This is a genomic window from Streptomyces sp. ATCC 21386 (genome assembly GCF_018728545.1).
GTDB lineage: Bacteria > Actinomycetota > Actinomycetes > Streptomycetales > Streptomycetaceae > Streptomyces.
The window spans coordinates 531,082-549,061 of record NZ_JAAVVL010000001.1; the positions used below are offsets into that span (position 1 = coordinate 531,082).

4 protein-coding genes are annotated in these 17,980 nt (G+C 65.6%); all 4 read left to right on the forward strand.

Annotated elements, in window-relative coordinates; genetic code table 11:
- Positions 1–51: 51 nt before the first annotated feature.
- On the forward strand, positions 52–6,642 hold the full coding sequence (locus GWK25_RS02360) for an RHS repeat-associated core domain-containing protein (protein ID WP_215448275.1): 6,591 nt from the start codon (positions 52–54) through the stop codon (positions 6,640–6,642).
- Complete coding sequence (locus GWK25_RS02365; protein ID WP_215448276.1) at positions 6,620–7,195, forward strand: SUKH-4 family immunity protein; 576 nt, start codon at positions 6,620–6,622, stop codon at positions 7,193–7,195. Before GWK25_RS02360 ends, GWK25_RS02365 begins: the two co-directional genes overlap by 23 nt.
- Positions 7,196–8,590: 1,395 nt before the next feature.
- Entirely contained in the window at positions 8,591–12,190 is a 3,600-nt protein-coding gene (locus GWK25_RS02370; protein ID WP_308404160.1) for a LamG-like jellyroll fold domain-containing protein, read from the forward strand.
- Between the two features lie 174 nt (positions 12,191–12,364).
- On the forward strand, positions 12,365–17,980 hold the full coding sequence (locus GWK25_RS02375; RefSeq protein ID WP_251828670.1) for a hypothetical protein: 5,616 nt from the start codon (positions 12,365–12,367) through the stop codon (positions 17,978–17,980).

A 17,980-nucleotide genomic window follows, 5' to 3' on the forward strand; every position in this document is an offset into this window, starting at 1 on the left:
TTCAACGGCGCGCGCCGTTTCAGCGGAGCTGTCGCCGCAAGGAGACTTGTCATGACCCAGTTCGCCCCAGGCTCGTCCGGAGCGGGGACAGCCATATCTGGCAGACGCGTCTGGACGAGGCGCATCGCCTCGGTGGTGGGCTTCGCGATGCTGCCCGGCCTGCTGACACCGGTGGTGTTTGCGGCTGACGCGGACCCACTGGGCAGGCCTGATCTGGAAGCCCCGAAGGCGACCAAGGTCTCCCCGTGGACGGTGAAGACGAACAAGAAGGTCGCGGCGCTGGGGGAGAAGATCGAGTCCGCGAACCGTGCCGCGGCGAAGCGCGCCGGTCAGGACAGAGCACGGAAGGTCACCTGGCCGGGCAGCGGCTCGGCAACGCTCTCTTTGTCCGCATCGGGTAGAGCCAAGGGGACCCCCGGTTCGTTGCCGGTTTCGCTCACCGAACCGAAGGCTGCCAAGGGCAAGAAGCGGCCGCGCACGGCCGATTCGGTCAAGGTCGAGGTCCTCGACCAGAAGACCGCCGAGAAGCTCGGCGTCAAGGGTGTGGTGCTCAAGGTCACCGGGCCTAAGACGGGCGGGCAGGCCCGGCTGGGTGTCGACTATTCGGCGTTCGCCTCCGCCTATGGCGGTGACTGGGCCGGCCGTCTTAATTTGTTGAAGTTCCCTGCGTGTCTGCTCAGCGACAGCGGTACGGGTAAGTGCCGTGCTCCCAAGCCTCTCGTTTCGGTCAACGACCGGGCCGGGGAGCGCCTTTCGTCGACGCTGGCGTTCAAGCCGGCTGCGTCCCGCGCCGAGACGATGGTCCTCGCTGTGGCCGCTGGTACCCAGTCCGGTGGCGGCGACTACAAGGCGACTCCTCTGTCGTCCTCCTCGACGTGGGAGGCGGGCGGTTCGGCCGGCACGTTCACCTGGTCCTACCCGCTGCGCACCCCGCCGGCCGCGGCCGGGCCCGCCCCCGGGCTGTCGATCTCGTACGACTCCGGCGCCGTGGACGGCCGTACCGCCAACACGAACAACCAGAGCAGCCAGGTCGGCGAGGGTTTTGACCTCACCTCCTCTTACGTCGAGCGTAAGTACGGCTCCTGTGACGACGACGGGCAGGACGACAAGTTCGATCTGTGCTGGAAGTACGAGAACGCCTCGCTCGTCCTGAACGGCAAGGCGACCGAGCTCGTCAAGGACGACACCACCAAGCGGTGGCGCCTGAAGAACGACGACGCCTCCACGGTCACGCACTCCGTCGGTGCCGACAACGGCGACGACGGTGACGCGAAGACCGACACCTCGCAGGGTGACAAGGGCGAGTACTGGACGGTCGTCACGGGTGACGGCACCAAGTACGTCTTCGGCCTGAACAAGCTCGACGGCGCGGGGACGAGCGACCGCACGGAGTCGGTCTGGACCGTCCCCGTCTTCGGCGACGACTCCGGTGAACCCGGCTACGGCAGTGGCAGCGGCTTCTCCGGCCGGGAGAAGAAGCAGGCCTGGCGGTGGAACCTCGACTACGTCGAGGACACCCACGGCAACGCGATGAGCTACTGGTACCAGGCCGAGACCAACCACTACGACATGCTCGGCGACGACACCACCGGCACCGAGTACGTCCGCGGCGGATACCTCAAGGAGATCCGCTACGGCCAGCGCAAGGGCGCCCTCTTCTCCGCCACCCCCGCAGCCTCGAACAAGGTCGTCCTCGACTACTCCGAGCGCTGTGTCGCCTCCGGCACCGGCTGTGACTCGCTCACCGAGGACACGCGGGACAACTGGCCCGACGTGCCCTTCGACGCCGTCTGCAAGAACGGCGACAAGTGCACCGGAAACACCGGACCCTCTTTCTTCACCCGCAAGCGGCTGACCGGCCTCACCACGTACGCGTGGAACGCGGCGGCGTCGACACCCGCGTACGCGGCCGTCGACAACTGGGCGCTCCAGCACAGCTACCCCGACCCGGGCGACACGGGGGACTCCGCCGACCAGTCGCTGTGGCTGAAGGAGATCAAGCACACCGGCAAGCGCGGCACCGACCTCGCCCTGCCGCCGGTGACGTTCCAGCACACACTGCTCCCCAATCGCGTCGACGGCCAGAGCGACAACATCCTCTCCTTCGATAAACCGCGCTTGAAGACGATCACGTCCGAGGCGGGCGCGGTGACGACCGTGTCGTACATGGAGGCCGACTGCGTCCACGGGCAGACCATGCCCAAGGTCGACGAGAACACCAAGCGCTGCTACCCGGTGTACTGGTCGCCCAACGGTGAACAGACCCCGATCCTCGACTGGTTCCAGAAGTACCCGGTCACCTCCGTGATCACCTCCGCCCCGGACGGCGGCACGGAGGCCGTCCAGCACACCTACCAGTACTCGACCCCGGCCTGGCACTACAACGAGGACCCGTTCGTCCCGGAGAAGGAGCGCACCTGGTCGCTCTGGCGGGGTTTCCAGCGGGTCACGCACCTGACGGGTACCAGCGACACGGCTCAGCTGAAGACGGTCACGGTCTACATGCAGGGCATGAACGGCGACCGGGTCCTCGGCACGGACGGCAGGACACCGCACCCGGACAACCGCAAGTCGGCGTCGGTGACGGGCATCCTCGCTGGCGCGGCCACGGACCGTGATCAGTACGCCGGCTTCGTCCGGGAGAGCGTCACCTACAACGGGTCCGCCGAGGTCTCCGGAACCATCAACACCATCTGGTCCGAGAAGACCGCCACTCAGCACAAGTCCTACGCCGACACCGAGGCGTACATGGTGCGGGTCGCCAGCAAGACGGACCGCACTCGGGTGACGACCACCGGCACCGCCGTCAACCGAGCGCATCGCATCTCGTACACGTACGACGACTTCGGCATGGTCAGCACGACCGAGGACGAGGGCGACGCGGCCGTCACGGGCGATGAGAAGTGCACCCGCACCTGGTACGCCCGCAACGCCGACAACGGCATCAACTCCCTTGTCTCCCGCAACCGGACGGTCGCCAAGGCGTGCGCCACGACGGACTCCGCCCTCGACCTCCCGGCGGACTCCACCCGCCCCGGCGACGTCATCTCCGACACCGCCACGGTCTACGACGACGCCACCACCACAGCCTGGTCGGCATCGCAGAAGCCCACGAAGGGTGAGGCGGTCTGGGCAGGCCGTGCCAAGTCCTACGGCAGCGACGACGCACCGGCCTGGCAGAAGATGGCAACCACGACGTACGACGCGCTCGGCCGTCCGCGTCTGATCAAGGACACCAACAACGGACTGGTCACGGACACGGCCTATGTCCCGGCGGACGCCGGCCCGCTGACTTCCAGCAGTGTCACCAACATCAAGGGTCACAAGGCCACGACCGCTGTGTCGTTCGCGACAGGTGCGCCGCTGAAGGTGACCGACGCGAACAACAGGATCACCGAGTCCGAGTACGACAGCCTCGGCCGTGTCACCAGCGTCTGGTTGCCCAATCGCCTCAAGGTCGTCAGCCAGAAGCCGAACTACGTCTACGCCTACAACATCACCAACTCGGGCCTGTCCTGGGTGTCGACCGGTGCGATGAAGGGCGACGGCTCCGGCTACAACACCACCTACGAGTTCTACGACAACCTCCTGCGCACCCGGCAGGTCCAGACCCCGACCCCGGTCGGGGGACGCTTGGTCTCGCTGACGCGCTACGACAGCCGTGGGCTGGCGATCAGCGCGCAGGGCGACATCTGGGACAACACCTCCGCCCCGTCCGGCACTCCGGTGCAGACGGAGGGCAGCCAGGCCCCGATCCAGACCGACACGACGTACGACGGCGCCGGCCGCGCCACCAAGGCGGTCACGAAGACGCACGGCGTGACCCGCTGGACCACGGAGTCCACGTACACCGGAGACATGGTTACCTCGTCCGCCCCGCCCGGCGGCCAGGCCACCGCAGTGATCACCAACGCCCTCGGCCAGACGACCGAACGCCGCGAGTACGCGGGCCCGAACCCGACGGGCACGGACTACACGACGACCACCTACACGTACACGGACGCCGGACAGCAGGAAACGATCACCGGCCCGGACAAGGCGGCGTGGTCGTACACCTACGACCTGTTTGGTCGTCAGGTCACCGCGACCGACCCGGACAAGGGCACGGCGAAGTCGGTCTATGACAGCCTCGATCGGGTCGAGTCGTCCTTCAACGTAGAGGAGGAGAGCAAGAAGCTCCTCTACGGCTACGACGAGCTGAACCGGAAGACCGGCCTGTGGCAGGGCACGAAGACGGACGCGAACAAGCTCGCGGCCTGGACCTTCGACACGCTGGCCAAGGGACAGCTGGACACGGCGGTCCGCTACGACGGTGGATCGGTGGCGCCCGGCAAGGCGTACACGAAGAAGATCACGTCGTACGACCCTCTGTACCAGGTGAAGGAGAGCCAGCTCCTGCTCCCCAAGAGTGATGAGCTGGTGGCGGGGGGCTTCGTGCCGGAGACCCTGTCGTTCGCGACGGGTTACCGTCTGGATGGGACGGTCAGCCTGTCCTCCCATCCGGCGGTGGGTGGTCTCCCTTCGGAATCGGTCGGTTACGAGTACAACGCGACCGGCCAGCAGATCGAGTCGACGGGGACGAGCGGTTATCTGCAGGGTGCGGTGTTCTCTCCGCAGGGTGACCTGCGTCAGCTCACGGTGGGCAAGGACGGCACGTCCTCGGCCAAAAAGGCCTACCTGAACTGGGACTACGAGTCCGGCACTCGCCGCCTGACCCGCTCCTACGTCACCGACGACGTGCACGGCTACATGCCGCAGGAGCTGAAGTTCACCCAGGATGACGCGGGCAACGTCACCTCGATCTTCGACGCTGCCACCCAGGGCGGAACGGCGAAGCCCGACTACCAGTGCTTCACCTACGACGGCCACCGCCGCCTGACGGAGTCCTGGACCCCGAAGACGGCCGACTGCGCGGCTTCCGGCCGTACGACATCGAACATCGACGGTGCGGCCCCGTACTGGACGTCGTACACGTACACGGCGGCCGGCCAGCGCAAGACGGAGACCAAGCACGCCGGTACGGGCGACAGCACGACGACGTACACGTACGACGACACGAGCACGGCCGGCGACAAGAAGCCCCACACCCTGGACAACACGACGGGCGACAGGGCGGCCGACTACGACTACGACGCGAACGGCAACACCACGTCCCGACCCGGCCCAGCCGCCAAGCAGTCCCTCCTCTGGAACGGCGAGGGCAAACTCGCCAAGACCACCGAGGGCACGGCGGAGACGAGCTACCTCTACGACGCCGATGGCGAGCTACTGATCCGCCGCGCCAAGGGCGACGGCGACACGGTCCTGTACCTGGGCGGCACGGAGGTCCGCCTGACGGTCAAGGGCACGACGAAGACCCTCTCCGGCACGCGCTACTACTCGGCGAACGGCCAGACGATCGCGGTGCGTTCGGCAACCGTGGGCACGGCGGGTACGAAGCTGAGCTTCCTCGCCTCCGACCATCACGGCACGTCCAGCATCACGCTCGACGCGACGACGTACGCGATTACGAAGCGGTACACGTCACCGTTTGGCGCGTCGCGCGGTACGGCGACGGGTCCGTGGCCGGACGACAAGACCTTCCTGGGCAAGCCGACCGACGCCGGCACGGGGCTGACACACGTCGGGGCACGCGAGTACGACCCGAAGACGGGCCAGTTCGTCAGCGTCGACCCGGTCCTGGTGCCGGACCAGCACCAATCCCTTAACGGTTACACGTACGTCAGAAACAACCCTGCCTCGTCCTCCGACCCCACAGGACTTATGGACCCTGGTGGCGCTGACTGCGGCCTCACGGGAACCTGCAATGTCGGTAGCGAGCCTAAGCACATCAAGAACAATCCTGACGGAGTGCTGCGTGGGAGCAGCGGGACGACCAAGAAGAGCAGCGGAACAGCGTCCGCAAATGGCAACAGTGGTCAGACAATCATCAGTGATCGCGGTGAGGTGTTGTCCTGTGCGTATGGCCGTTGCTGGGGCAGTAATGTCGAACCAAGCGACACAGAGGTGCACGTTGGTAACTACCTCGGCAGTCTGCTGAGCAACGGCGACTTCTGGTCCGGCCTGCTTGAAACAGTGGGAGGGTCTCTCTGGGGCGGCGCTGGACTCGCTGTCACAGCATCCGGAGTTGTGGAATGCGGCACCGGGGTCCTGTGCCCGGTTGGTGCAGGTCAAGTAGTTGTCGGCGGCGGTATGACCATCAGCGGAGCTGCGATGGCTTCGTCTGGTTCCGACAAGCTTGGTAGAGCCTTCAGGGAAGCTGATGGGGCCGCGGAATCTGGAGGCGGCGGTAATGCAAGCGAGGTCGCTTATGGTGGTAGCGATCTGAGCAAGTCAGTGCAACTTCAGCGTCTGATAGATAAGAAGAAGACCGGAAATTACGGAGCTGCGCGACTGGATGACGGGACAATCCTTGTCGGACGGTCGGCGAAAGGTATACACGCCGAAGAAGATCTGATTCAGCAGGCTGGGGGCCGTAAAATAGTCGATCTGTACACCGAACGTGAACCCTGTGCAAACAAGTGCGCCGGACTGGTCAAAGATATCAATGTGACCTATAGTTATCGCTGGAATGGCGTGGATAGGGATAAGAGTAATGCGGCGCTGAAGCGGGCTATCGATGATCTCTTCAGTGGGCCGTGAGGTCGAGACGGGGTGGGGTGCTCGGTGTATGCTGGGCGCCCCGGCTTTCCTTGTGAGGGATGTAATGACATCTGGTGATTCAAGTCTCGCCTTCGAGTTCGTTGATTTGGTAGAGGGGGCAGGGAATTCACTTGGAGTTCGCGCCTCGCTGAGGGTTCCTGGGAATTCGATTGGAAATGCCTATCGACCCGCGGGATCCCTTGAGCGTATTTCTGTGAATGGAGCGGACTTTTTGCGCTTCGGTGCTGTGGGGGCTTTCGGTAGCGCACTCTTTGATCTGAATTCCGGCCATATTGTGGAGTGGATCCATGATTCCTCGGAAGTTGGTCTTGTTAACACGTCAATCGATGCCTTCAGTGAATGCGTCAAGGCGTTTGTGGAGAAATTCCCGCTGGAGGACGTGGAAGATGAGGGCGAGAGGGATGAGAGGGATAATATGCTCGCTCGTGAGATTGAAGGCGACGTGCGCCGCATCGACCCCGAGGCGTATTTTGAGGGTGGATTCTGGTACGAAATTCGCTGGAGTGTGGCCATCGGAGATTTTTCGGACTGATTGAATGTTGAGCCGAGGGCGGGCTCGCGCTGGCGCTCCCGTAGTTTTATCATCCCAAAGGACTTTCTGCTGTACCGTCCTCGGCTCGGGCGACGCGGGGAGATTCGGCTGTTGGGTCACTCCTCGCGCAGACACGCAGGACTCTCGTTAAACTGTGCCCAGTTGGTCGGGAAGAGATACGTCCACCAGCAGAGGATGACGCCGGTTCCCCGCTTGAAGCGTGGTGTTTTCCTTGCGGCTATCGGTACCCGCGCACGACGAAGATGCTGTCTCGGTGACGCCGACAGGAGGGTCCTGTGGGAGGCCGACAATCTGGGCGATCCGGTTCCGTGCCACCCGCGGCGCCTGTCCCGGTGGCCAGCCGGTGGCCGGACGCCTTTGGACGACGTAATACGAGGTAGCACAGACCAACCGGCCGCACATGCTCTGATCAGGAAATACGTCACTCAGCAGCACGAACGGGCACCACGCAGCACGATCGCTCCCGGTCTCGTAATGCGTAGGTCTCGGGTTCGAATCCCGAAGGCGGCTCTATGGTGAACCCCGGGTCGAGCCTTTGACCTGGGGTTTTCTGCTTTCCTTGACCTTGGATACCCGGCGAATCGGGCACTGCTGGTCTGCGCATCGAAATGCGTAGGTCGCCGGTTCACAGCTTGTGTCCGGTTTTCGGCGCGCCGCTGTGACCTGCGACTTCATGGTCCTGAGGGCTTTTGCATCGAATTTCGGAGTGATCGCCGGTGGCCATCCGGTGGCCATTTGTGCAGCGTGAGTGCAGGGGGCACCCGATCTCGGCCCTGCGGATGCTGTCCCAGGTGCCCGATCTTTTGTGCAGTCTGCACAGTGGAGAGACGTGCCGTGGAGTCCTCGGTGTCGGCGCGAAGTGGCCCGGTCTCAGGTCGCGTTACCTCTCGTGCAGCACCGGTGTGGCCCTGTTTCACTTGGACCCGGATCGCGATTGCGCAGACCATGCACGACCTCGGGATCAACACGGAGAGTTGGCGGAACTGGAGTCGTGCCCCGGCGTTTGCGGTCCCGATCTTCCTCCAGGCCAAGAACGGCACCGATACCGGTTCCGGCCCGCGGAACACCCAGGGGTGCGATGGCCAGGTCGGCGGATGACCGTCGCCAAGCTCAGCTTGCTCTCGTCGGCTCGGTCGCTGGCCAGTCCGACGACGGCGACCCGTTGTGCGCATCTGCGACACCCGGCTGCGCAGCATCCTCGGGTGGGTGTCCAGATCCTCAGTGCTTGGATTGAGTGGTGGCTGCTTGCCAGGCGGCGCGCCGCAAGCGGAGTGTGAGATGTCCGTCACTGAGCACTCTTGGTAAAGATCTACCCACCAGTTACCCTCCCTTCGTTCAACAAATAATCAAAAAATAAAGAATGCAGGGGGGAAGGTGCGACCAGCCAGTCGCAATAGAGCCGTGCGTGGGGTGATGACCATCGCCTCGGCCGTGCTGGTACTGGCAGGCGGCATGCAGGCTGCACCGGTCCAGGCGGCTGACACTGACACGGGGGGTTCCAGCACTCCGGCTGACGAGGGGGCGCGGGGCAAGGAGTTCTGGGAGGACGACGCGCTTCCGGCCTCCACGCCCGAGCAACGCGCTTCTGAGAAAGCGGTTGCCTCCGGTAAGAGCGTGGAGATCGGCGAGTTGACGTCGTCGACCAGCCGGGTGGTGGCCAATCCTGACGGGACGTTCACCGCCGAAACGGCGGCTTCGCCTGAGCGGGTCCTCAAAGCAGGTATGTGGACGGATGTCGACACCAGGCTCGACACGCGTCCTGACGGCAGCCTGGTACCGCGCGCTGCCGAGGACATCCGCTTCTCCAGTGGCCGCGCTGGCGAACCGCTGGCCCGGATGGTGACGGCAGGCAAGGAGTACGCGGTGTCGTCGCCGTGGGCGTTGCCGAAGCCGGAGGTCAACGGCTCGTCGGCTGTGTACCGATCGGTGCTCCCCGACGTGGACCTCGCCGTCCAGGCCCACCCGGACGGATTCACCTACCACCTGGTGGTCCACAGCCGCGAGGCCGCAGCCAACTCGGCCCTGGACAAGGTGAGTTTCCCGATCGAGGTCAAAGGGCTGTCCGTGCGTACGGACGACTCCGGAGCGGCCACCTTTGTGGATGGTTCGGGGCATGCCGTGATCTCCAGTGGGTCGGCTCTCATGTGGGACGCAGGCACAACCACTGCGAAGGCCGGCGGTGAGGTGCAGACCGCTTCCACGGCCTCCGCGTTCGTTGCGAAAACCTCAGCCGACACCCTCGGCGCGAGTCCCCGGTCCCGTACAGCTGTCATGGACACAGATGTCACCAACGACGCTCTCTCCATCGTTCCGGATCAGGACTTCCTTGGCAGCAGTGCGACCTCGTACCCCGTGGTTCTCGATCCGCCGGCGGTCAAAGCGACCCTGACAGGGTGGACGGCTCTGTGGTCCAACTCGCCGGGCACCAGCCTTTGGAAGACGAAGCACGCGCTCGGTGTGGGCTACGACGCGTTCGTGGACAACAAGAAATCGCGCTCGCTCTTCCAGTTCGACACCCGCAGGGTGGCAGGCAAGAAGATCGTGAACGCGACCTTCACGCCATACGCCATCTGGTCGGCGAACTGTGTGAAGCACGACGTCGATCTCTATCGCACGAGCCAGATCTTCTCCTCCACGACGTGGAACGATCCCCCGAAGTGGCTCGCCAAGGTCGACACAGTCTCCGCCGCCAAGGGCCACTCCTCCGACTGCCCGGACGGGGACATCGAGTTCGACGCCACGGCGGCCGTCGCGCACACCGCGAAGGCGAAGGACACTCTCACCACGCTCGGACTGCGGGCCGACGAAGGCGACCCGATCGCCTGGAAGCAGTTCCTGTCTCCGCTGGACCCGGACGCCACGTCCTCCCGCAAGCCCCGGCTGTCGATCACCTACGTGACTCCGCCGAACAGCAAGCCCTCATCGGTGAAGATGTCCGATCCCAAGGTCTCCTGCTCAGCCTCTTCCGCCCCGGCGCAGATTCGGGACACCACTCCGCGACTGACCGCGACACCGACATCAAGCGACGCCTCCAACTCTTCGCTTCGCCCCAATTTCGAGCTGTACAGGGGCAGCAGCACCACGGAGACCTCTTTGAAGCCGTCCACATGGACGGACAGCGGCACGGCCGGAACAGTGGTCACGGCCGCCTTGGACCAAGCCGTCACCTACAAGTTCCGCGCCCGTACCGAGTACAAGTACACGTGGCAGGGCGACACCCATTCCCTGTTCGGGCCGTGGTCGAGCTACTGCTACTTCAGGGTGGACTCCAAGGGGCCGCCGGTACCGAAGGTGTCCTCCACCGTGTACAAGGAGTGCGGCGGCACGATCTGTGAGGCCGCCGACCCGGAGCTGGGCAGCGTCGGCATGACCGCTGGCTTCAAGATCGACGCGGGTGCCAGTGACGTACGCCGCTACGACTGGTGGCTCAACGGGGCGAAGCTCGGCAGCAAGACGTTCACGGCCAACACCTCGACGTACGAGATCGAGGCGGCACCCGACAAGCGGTTGACCAACACCTTGCGGGTGCAGACCTACGACGGGGCGGGGAATCCGAGCGCCCACTACGACTACCTGTTCAAGGTGGCCAAAGGCTCGGACCCCGTAGCGAGCTGGAAGCTGGACGACGGCAGCGGGGCCACTGCTGCCGACAGTTCGGGCAAGAACCGGCCGCTGGCGCTGACCTCGGCGGCCTGGACGGACAAGGCCCGGCTCGCCGGCGGACTTCGGGTCAACGGCACGAACACCGCAGGCGCCACCGCCACATCGGTCCTGGACACCACCAACAGTTTCACTGTGTCCGCCTGGGCCCGGCTGACCGCGAAGGACCACATCTCCACCGTGGCCACACAGAGCGGGACCCGGGTCGGCACCTTCCAGATCTACTACTCGCAGACGTACGACCGTTGGATCTTTAACCGGTACTCGGCCGACACCGACGACCCGACGATCGTCCGCGCGGTGTCCAAGAAGCCACCGGTTGTGGGTGCGTGGACCCATCTGACGGGTGTGTACGACCACAACAAGAAGCAGATCCGTCTGTATGTCAACGGTCAGCTCCAAGCGACCGCGGAGTTCACCACACCGTGGGCGGCGAAGGGGTCCTTCGAGGTCGGCCGCATGAAGGGATCAGGCACGTACTCGTCCTGGTTCGAGGGTGACCTCGACCAGGTCCAGGTCTGGGACCGTGTGGTCTTCGAGAACGAGATGTGGTCGATCGCCAATGCCTTGAACCCGGCCAACGGCAGGACAGAGCCCGCGCTTCTCGCCAACTGGGGATTCGACGAGGCATCAGGCAGCACGGCGGCGGACGTCACCGGCCGGGGCAATCCGCTTCAGCTCCAGGCAGGCGCAGCCTTCGTCGCGACCGAGGATCCGGCCCACGGCAACGTCCTGGAACTCGACGAGGAGAAACTGGGCAGGGCCACCTCCACCGTCGCACTGGACGAGTCAGGCAGCTTCAGCCTGGCCGGCTGGGTCAACCTGGCCGCCCAGTCGAAGCTCGACGACACCACCGTCGCGCATTCCCCGAGTGTCTTCTCGCACCCGGGCGCCGAGAGGAACTCCTTCCGCCTCTGGTACCGCCAGGAAGCGGGCCAAACCATCGGCGACTGGAACTTCGGCCGGTACGAGACGGATGTCCTGGGCGGGCCGGCCGTCGCTGCTGTCTCGGACGAGGTCAACTCGCCCGGTGGCTGGGTGCACGTCGTCGCCGTCTTCGACTCGGTGAACAAGTCCATTCATCTCTATGTGTCCGGGCAACGACAGGGCGACGAGGACGGCGTCCTGAGCGAGGAAGCCTTCCAGCCCACCGGCCCTCTGATGGTCGGCGGCGCACGTCGTCACGACAACGGAGAGTGGGGCAACGCCCTGCCCGGCCAGCTCGACGACCTGCGTGTGTACGCCGGCGTCTTGTCCGACGACGAGATCACGCAGCTCGCGACGGTTGACGAGCCTCCTGTGCCGGTCGAGTAACCCCTCGTTTCCTTCCTCTCTCCAGCGGCGTACCGGGCCCGGGGCCCGGTACGCCCTCACCACTCAGAATCCAGGAGCACCCCCCAAGTGTTGTCCAGGAACAGCTCACTGCTGCCCAAAAGATGGGCATGGAGCAGAGCGAGTCGGCATCGTCTGGCCGCTGTTGTCCTGCCTTTGTCATCGGCGGTCGTCGCTGGTCTGCTGATCGCCGCGCCGGTACAGGCAACTGCGGCAGACCGCGATCACACCGCCCTGCAGAAGGCGAAGTACGGTAAGGCCGAGCCCTTCGACCCGAAGGTCACCAAGGTCAAAGATCCGACGGAGGCCGCTGCCCGCAGGACGCTTGCCAAGGCTCGCGCGAAGGTGAAGTGGCCGGGAGCGTCGGCGGTGACGGTCGACCTGCCGCCGGAGAACAGCAAGAAGTCGGTCAAGGCCGCTGGGCTGCCCATCATGCTTGCCCAGCCCAGTGGCAAGGCCGCCGGGCGAGCTAAGACCGCCGAGGCCCCTGACGAGGCCAAGGTCCGCGTCCTCGACCGGAAGACCACCGACCGGCTCGGCATTGACGGAGTAGTCTTCACGGTCGCCCGCGCCGACGGCGACACCAGCGCGGCGAGCCTCGGCGCCACCTTCGACTACAGCTCCTTCGCCGACGCCTACAGCGGCAACTGGTCCTCCCGGCTGCGTCTGGTCCAGCTTCCCGCGTGTGCCCTGACGACGCCGGAGAAGGCGGAGTGCCGTAGGACTACTCCGGTGGCGTCGGAGAACGACGGTGAGGCCGAGACGGTCACCGCGCAGCTCACCACGCCGAAGGCGGCCACGCCCGGTACGAAGACCAGGACTGCGATGGCCGCGAAGCCCGCCGCCATGGTGATGGCCCTGTCCGCCGCGGCCGGCTCCGACCAGGGCACCTACGAGGCCACCCCGCTGGCGGCCTCCTCGACCTGGTCGGCCGGCGGTTCCAACGGCGACTTCACCTGGAACTACCCCCTGGAGACCCCGCCGGCCCCGGCCGGTCCGGCACCCAACCTGTCCATCGGCTACTCCGCGCAGAGCGTGGACGGGCGTACCTCCTCCACCAGCGCGCAGTCGTCCTGGATCGGTGAGGGTTTCGATCTGTCGACGTCGTACGTCGAGCGGGCGTACGGCAGTTGTGAGGACGACGGCCAGGACAAGAAGTACGACCAGTGCTGGAAGGAGGACAACGCCTCCCTCGTCCTCAACGGCAAGTCGACACCACTGGTCAAGGGCTCCGACGGCAAGTGGCGGCCCAAGAGCGACGACGGCGAGCGGATCGTCCACGACACCGGAGCCACCAACGGTGACGACGGTGACACCGGGGAGAATGGCGACAAGGGCGAGTTCTGGACGGTCACCTCGACCGACGGCACCCAGTACGTCTTCGGCAAGAACCGCCTGCCCGGCTGGAGTTCGGGCAAGCCGGAGACCAACTCGGTCTGGACGCTGCCGGTCTTCGGCGACGACTCCGGCGAGCCCGGGTACTCCTCCGGTGACTCCTTCTCCGGCCGCGCCAAGACGCAGGCCTGGCGGTGGAACCTCGACTACGTCGTGGACCCGCACGGCAACGTCATGACGTACTGGTACGACAAGGAACTCAACCACTACGCCAAGAACGGCACCACCGGCAACGGCACCGCCTACGTCCGCGGCGGCTGGCTCAAGCGCATCGACTACGGCCAGCGCACCGACACCATCTTCTCCACCACCCAGCCGGCCGCGGCCCGGGTGAAGTTCACCGTCGCCGAGCGCTGTCTGCCCGTCTCCGGCGGCGAGAGCTGCGGCTCGCTCACCTCGTCCAACCGCAACGCCTGGCCGGACGTCCCGTTCGACCAGATCTGCGCCGCCGACAAGCCCTGCACCGACCAGCCCAGCCCGTCGTTCTTCACCCGCAAGCGGCTGACCGACGTCACCACCCAGGTGTACGACGGTGCCGGCACGGGTGCCGAGAGCGACTACCGCGCGGTCAACGCCTGGCACCTGGGCCAGACCTTCCCCGACCCGGGCGACGGCTCCGACGCCGGCCTGTGGCTGGACTCCATCAAGCGCACCGGCAAGGTGGGTGGCGACGCCTCCCTGCCCTCGGTCACCTTCAGCGGCATCCAGCTGCACAACCGCGTCGACCGCACCGGCGACGACGTCGCCCCGTTCATCAAGTGGCGCGTCCGTTCGGTCCTGTCGGAGACCGGCTCCAAGCTGACGGTGAACTACTCCAAGGAGGACTGCGTCGCCGGCAGCGACGTCCCCTCCGACCTGGACTCCAACACCCGCCGCTGCTACCCGGTCAAGTGGATCCCGCCGTCCAACCCGACGCCGGGCACCGACCCCAAGCCGCGCACGGACTTCTTCCACAAGTACGTCGTCACCCAGGTCACCGAGTCCGACCCGTACGGCGGCGCGCCGCTGAAGCAGACGGACTACACCTACAGCGGCGGCGGCGCGTGGGCGTACGACGACGAGTCGCCCATCACCCAGGCGAAATACCGCACGTGGGGTATTTGGCGCGGCTACCAGAAGGTCACCACGACCACCGGTGAACCTTCCGGCACCCAGTCGAAGTCCACATCCCTCTACTACCGGGGCATGGACGGCGACAAGCAGTCCGACGGCACCACCCGCAAGGAGACGGTCACCGACTCCAAGGGCGTGGTGAAGACGGACGCGGAACAGTTCGCGGGTCAGTTGCGCGAACAGATCACCTACAACGGCGTGAACGGTCCCGAGGTCTCCGCCACCGTCAACACACCCTGGTCCCGTACAACGGCCACGGACAAGCACTCCTACGGCACGGTCAACGCGTACATGGTCCGCACCAAGGAATCGGTCTCCCGCACCGCGCTGGCGGGCGGCGGTGAGGCGACGGCGAGCAAGACGACGACGTACGACCCGACCAGCGGCCTGCCGCTGAAGGCGGAGATGGACGCGGCGGGCGAGAAGGACTGCACCGTCACGGAGTACGCCACCAACACCTCGGCATGGATTCTCACCTTGCCCAAGCAGGTGGAGAAACTGTCCACTGGCTGCGACGCGACCCCGAAGCGGACCGGGGACCCGAAGACGACCGACGTGATCTCGGACGTGCGGACGTCCTACGACGACCAGGACTGGGGAAAGGCACCGACGAAGGGTGATGTGACCCGCGTCGAGAGAGTGACCGGCTACGACGGCTCCACAGCCAAACTCCAGACCGTCAACACCACCAAGTACGACGCCCTCGGCCGCGTGACGGACTCCTACGACACCAGGGGCACCCGGGTCTCGCACACCGAGTACACCCCGGCGGCGGGAGGGCCGCTCACCAAGACCGTCGAGACCAACGCGCTCGACCACACCGTCACGACCGAGATCGCCCCTGACTGGGGAGTGCGTACCTCGACCACCGACCCCAACGGCAACCGCACAGAGTTGGCCTACGACAGCTTTGGGCAGCTCACCGATGTGTGGCTCGCCAACCGGGACCGTGCCGCCGGTCAAGCGGCCAGCTACAAGTTCGAGTACAAGTTGCAGAACACGGCCGCGTCGTGGGTGGCGACCAAGTCCCTGAACAACGACGGCACCACGTACCAGACCACCTACGAGATCTACGACGCACTGCTCAGGCTGCGGCAGACACATGCACCCGCCGCGTCCGGTACCGGACGGGTCATCACGGAGGCCAAGTACGACACCCGTGGCCTGACTGTCGAGACCTCGACCGACTACGTCGACACCACGTCCCCTTCAGGCAAGCTCGCCACGCTGCTCACCGCGGCGCCAGCTGGTACGGAGACGGTGATCGATGGCGCCGGGAGGGTGACGATCGAGAAGGTCCTCGCCAACGGCAAGGAGTTCTCACGGACCAAGCACACCCATGACGGCGACTCCACGCTCGTGGAGCCCCCGGCGGGCGCCTCGGCCATCCGGGAGAGGGTCGATGCCCGAGGCCGTACGGTGGAGAAGCTGGAGTACGACGGCAACGCGGTCAGCACCAAGTTCTCCCGGTTCGCCTACGGATACGACCACGCCGACCGGTTGAACAGCGTCAAGGACGACGACGGCAACACCTGGACGTACGGATACGACTTCCTGGGCCGCAAGGACAGCGCCACCGATCCCGACGCCGGTGCAAGCTCGTCCGAGTTCAACGATCTCGACCAGGTCGTCTCGACGACCGACGCACGTGGCAAGACGATCGGGCTCACGTATGACGTGCTCGGCCGCCCGACCGGCAGGCTCGACGGCAAGGTGCCCCTGGTCAACGGCCAGCCGGCGCCCGAGGACTCCAAATACCTGGCGCGCTGGACCTATGACTCCATCGCCAAGGGCGAATTGACGTCGGCGATCAGATACGTTGGCGGCAAGGGCGGCAGCGTCTACGCCAAGACCAACGCCAAGTACAGCAAGACCTACGAGGTCCTCAGCGAGCAGTACACGATCAGCAAGACCGAAGGTGCCTTGGCCGGTTCCAACGGGACCTGGACCATCGCCAACGCCTACAACCTCGACGGCACGCTCCAGAAGCGCACCATCCCCGCTATGGGCGGCCTCGCCCAGGAGGTGTTGACATACGGCTACACCGACCAGCGCCTGCCGGATACCCTCCAGGGGCTCACGGGCATCGTCCAGAACACGGACTACCTGCCTGCCGGTGAGCAGATCCGCACCACCCTCGGTGTCTCGCCCCTAGCGGACTGGACGGAGATCAACCGCAGCTACGAGACCGGCACCAAGCGCCTCGCGCGCCAAAGCGTGGTCTCCGAGACCCACACCGGCACGGACTCCGACGTCCATTACCGCTACGACACGGCAGGTAACCCGGTCGAGGTCGAGGAGAAGGCCACCAGCCCCAGCGACCGGCAGTGCTTCACCTTTGACGGCCACCGCCGTCTGAAAACGGCCTGGACGACGACGGCCGACTGTGCCACCGCACCCGCCAGGACGAACGTCGGCGGCCCGGGCCCGTACTGGCAGTCGTTCACCTACGACAGCGCCGGCAACCGCAAGACAGCCACCGACCACCTCGCCGACGCCACCACCTCCTACACCTACAAGACACCCGACCAGTCCCGCCCGCACGCCCTGGCCTCCACCGAGACCAAGAAGACGGACGGCACGGTCACCGGTTCGACCAGTTACACCTACGACTCCGCCGGTAACACCGACATCCGGACCCTAGGTGGAAAGCCGCAGGACCTCGACTTCAATGTCGAGGGCAGCCTCGAGAAAGTCACCGAGGCGGACAAGACGGCGACGGAGTACCTGAACGACGCCGACGGCTCCCGGCTGATCCGCCGGGACACCACCGGCACCACGCTCTACTTGGGCGAGACCGAACTGAGGCTGGACAAGGCCAGTGGCAAGGTCGAGGCCACCCGCTACTACAGCCACAGCGGGCAGACCGTGGCGGTGCGTACGACGGCGGGGCTGACCTGGACCGCCGCCGACCACAACGGCACGGCGAGTGTGCAGGTGGACGCCGCCACCCAGGCCGTTACCCGTCGCCAGATGAAGCCGTTCGGCGAGGACCGGGGCGAGGCTGCCAAGGCATGGGTGGGCGAACGAGGTTTTGTCGGTGGCACTAAGGAGCCGACCGGCCTCACCCACCTCGGAGCACGTGAGTATGACCCGTCCACCGGGCGCTTCGTCAGCGTGGACCCGGTCATCGACCTCACCGACCCCCAACAGGCAGGGCTTCGGCGTAGTCGAGTGGTGTCCGGTTCATGGCGGTTGCCGAGCTTCGCGGTGCTCCGGGAGCGGGGTGGGTACCGGTGTCCGGGGGCTGGCCAGCGACAATGA

Excerpts from the sequence above, each read along its gene's own strand:
- GWK25_RS02360 (WP_215448275.1), top strand. The coding sequence starts at position 52 with ATGACCCAGTTCGCCCCAGGCTCGTCCGGAGCGGGGACAGCCATATCT.
- GWK25_RS02365 (WP_215448276.1), top strand. The coding sequence starts at position 6,620 with ATGATCTCTTCAGTGGGCCGTGAGGTCGAGACGGGGTGGGGTGCTCGG.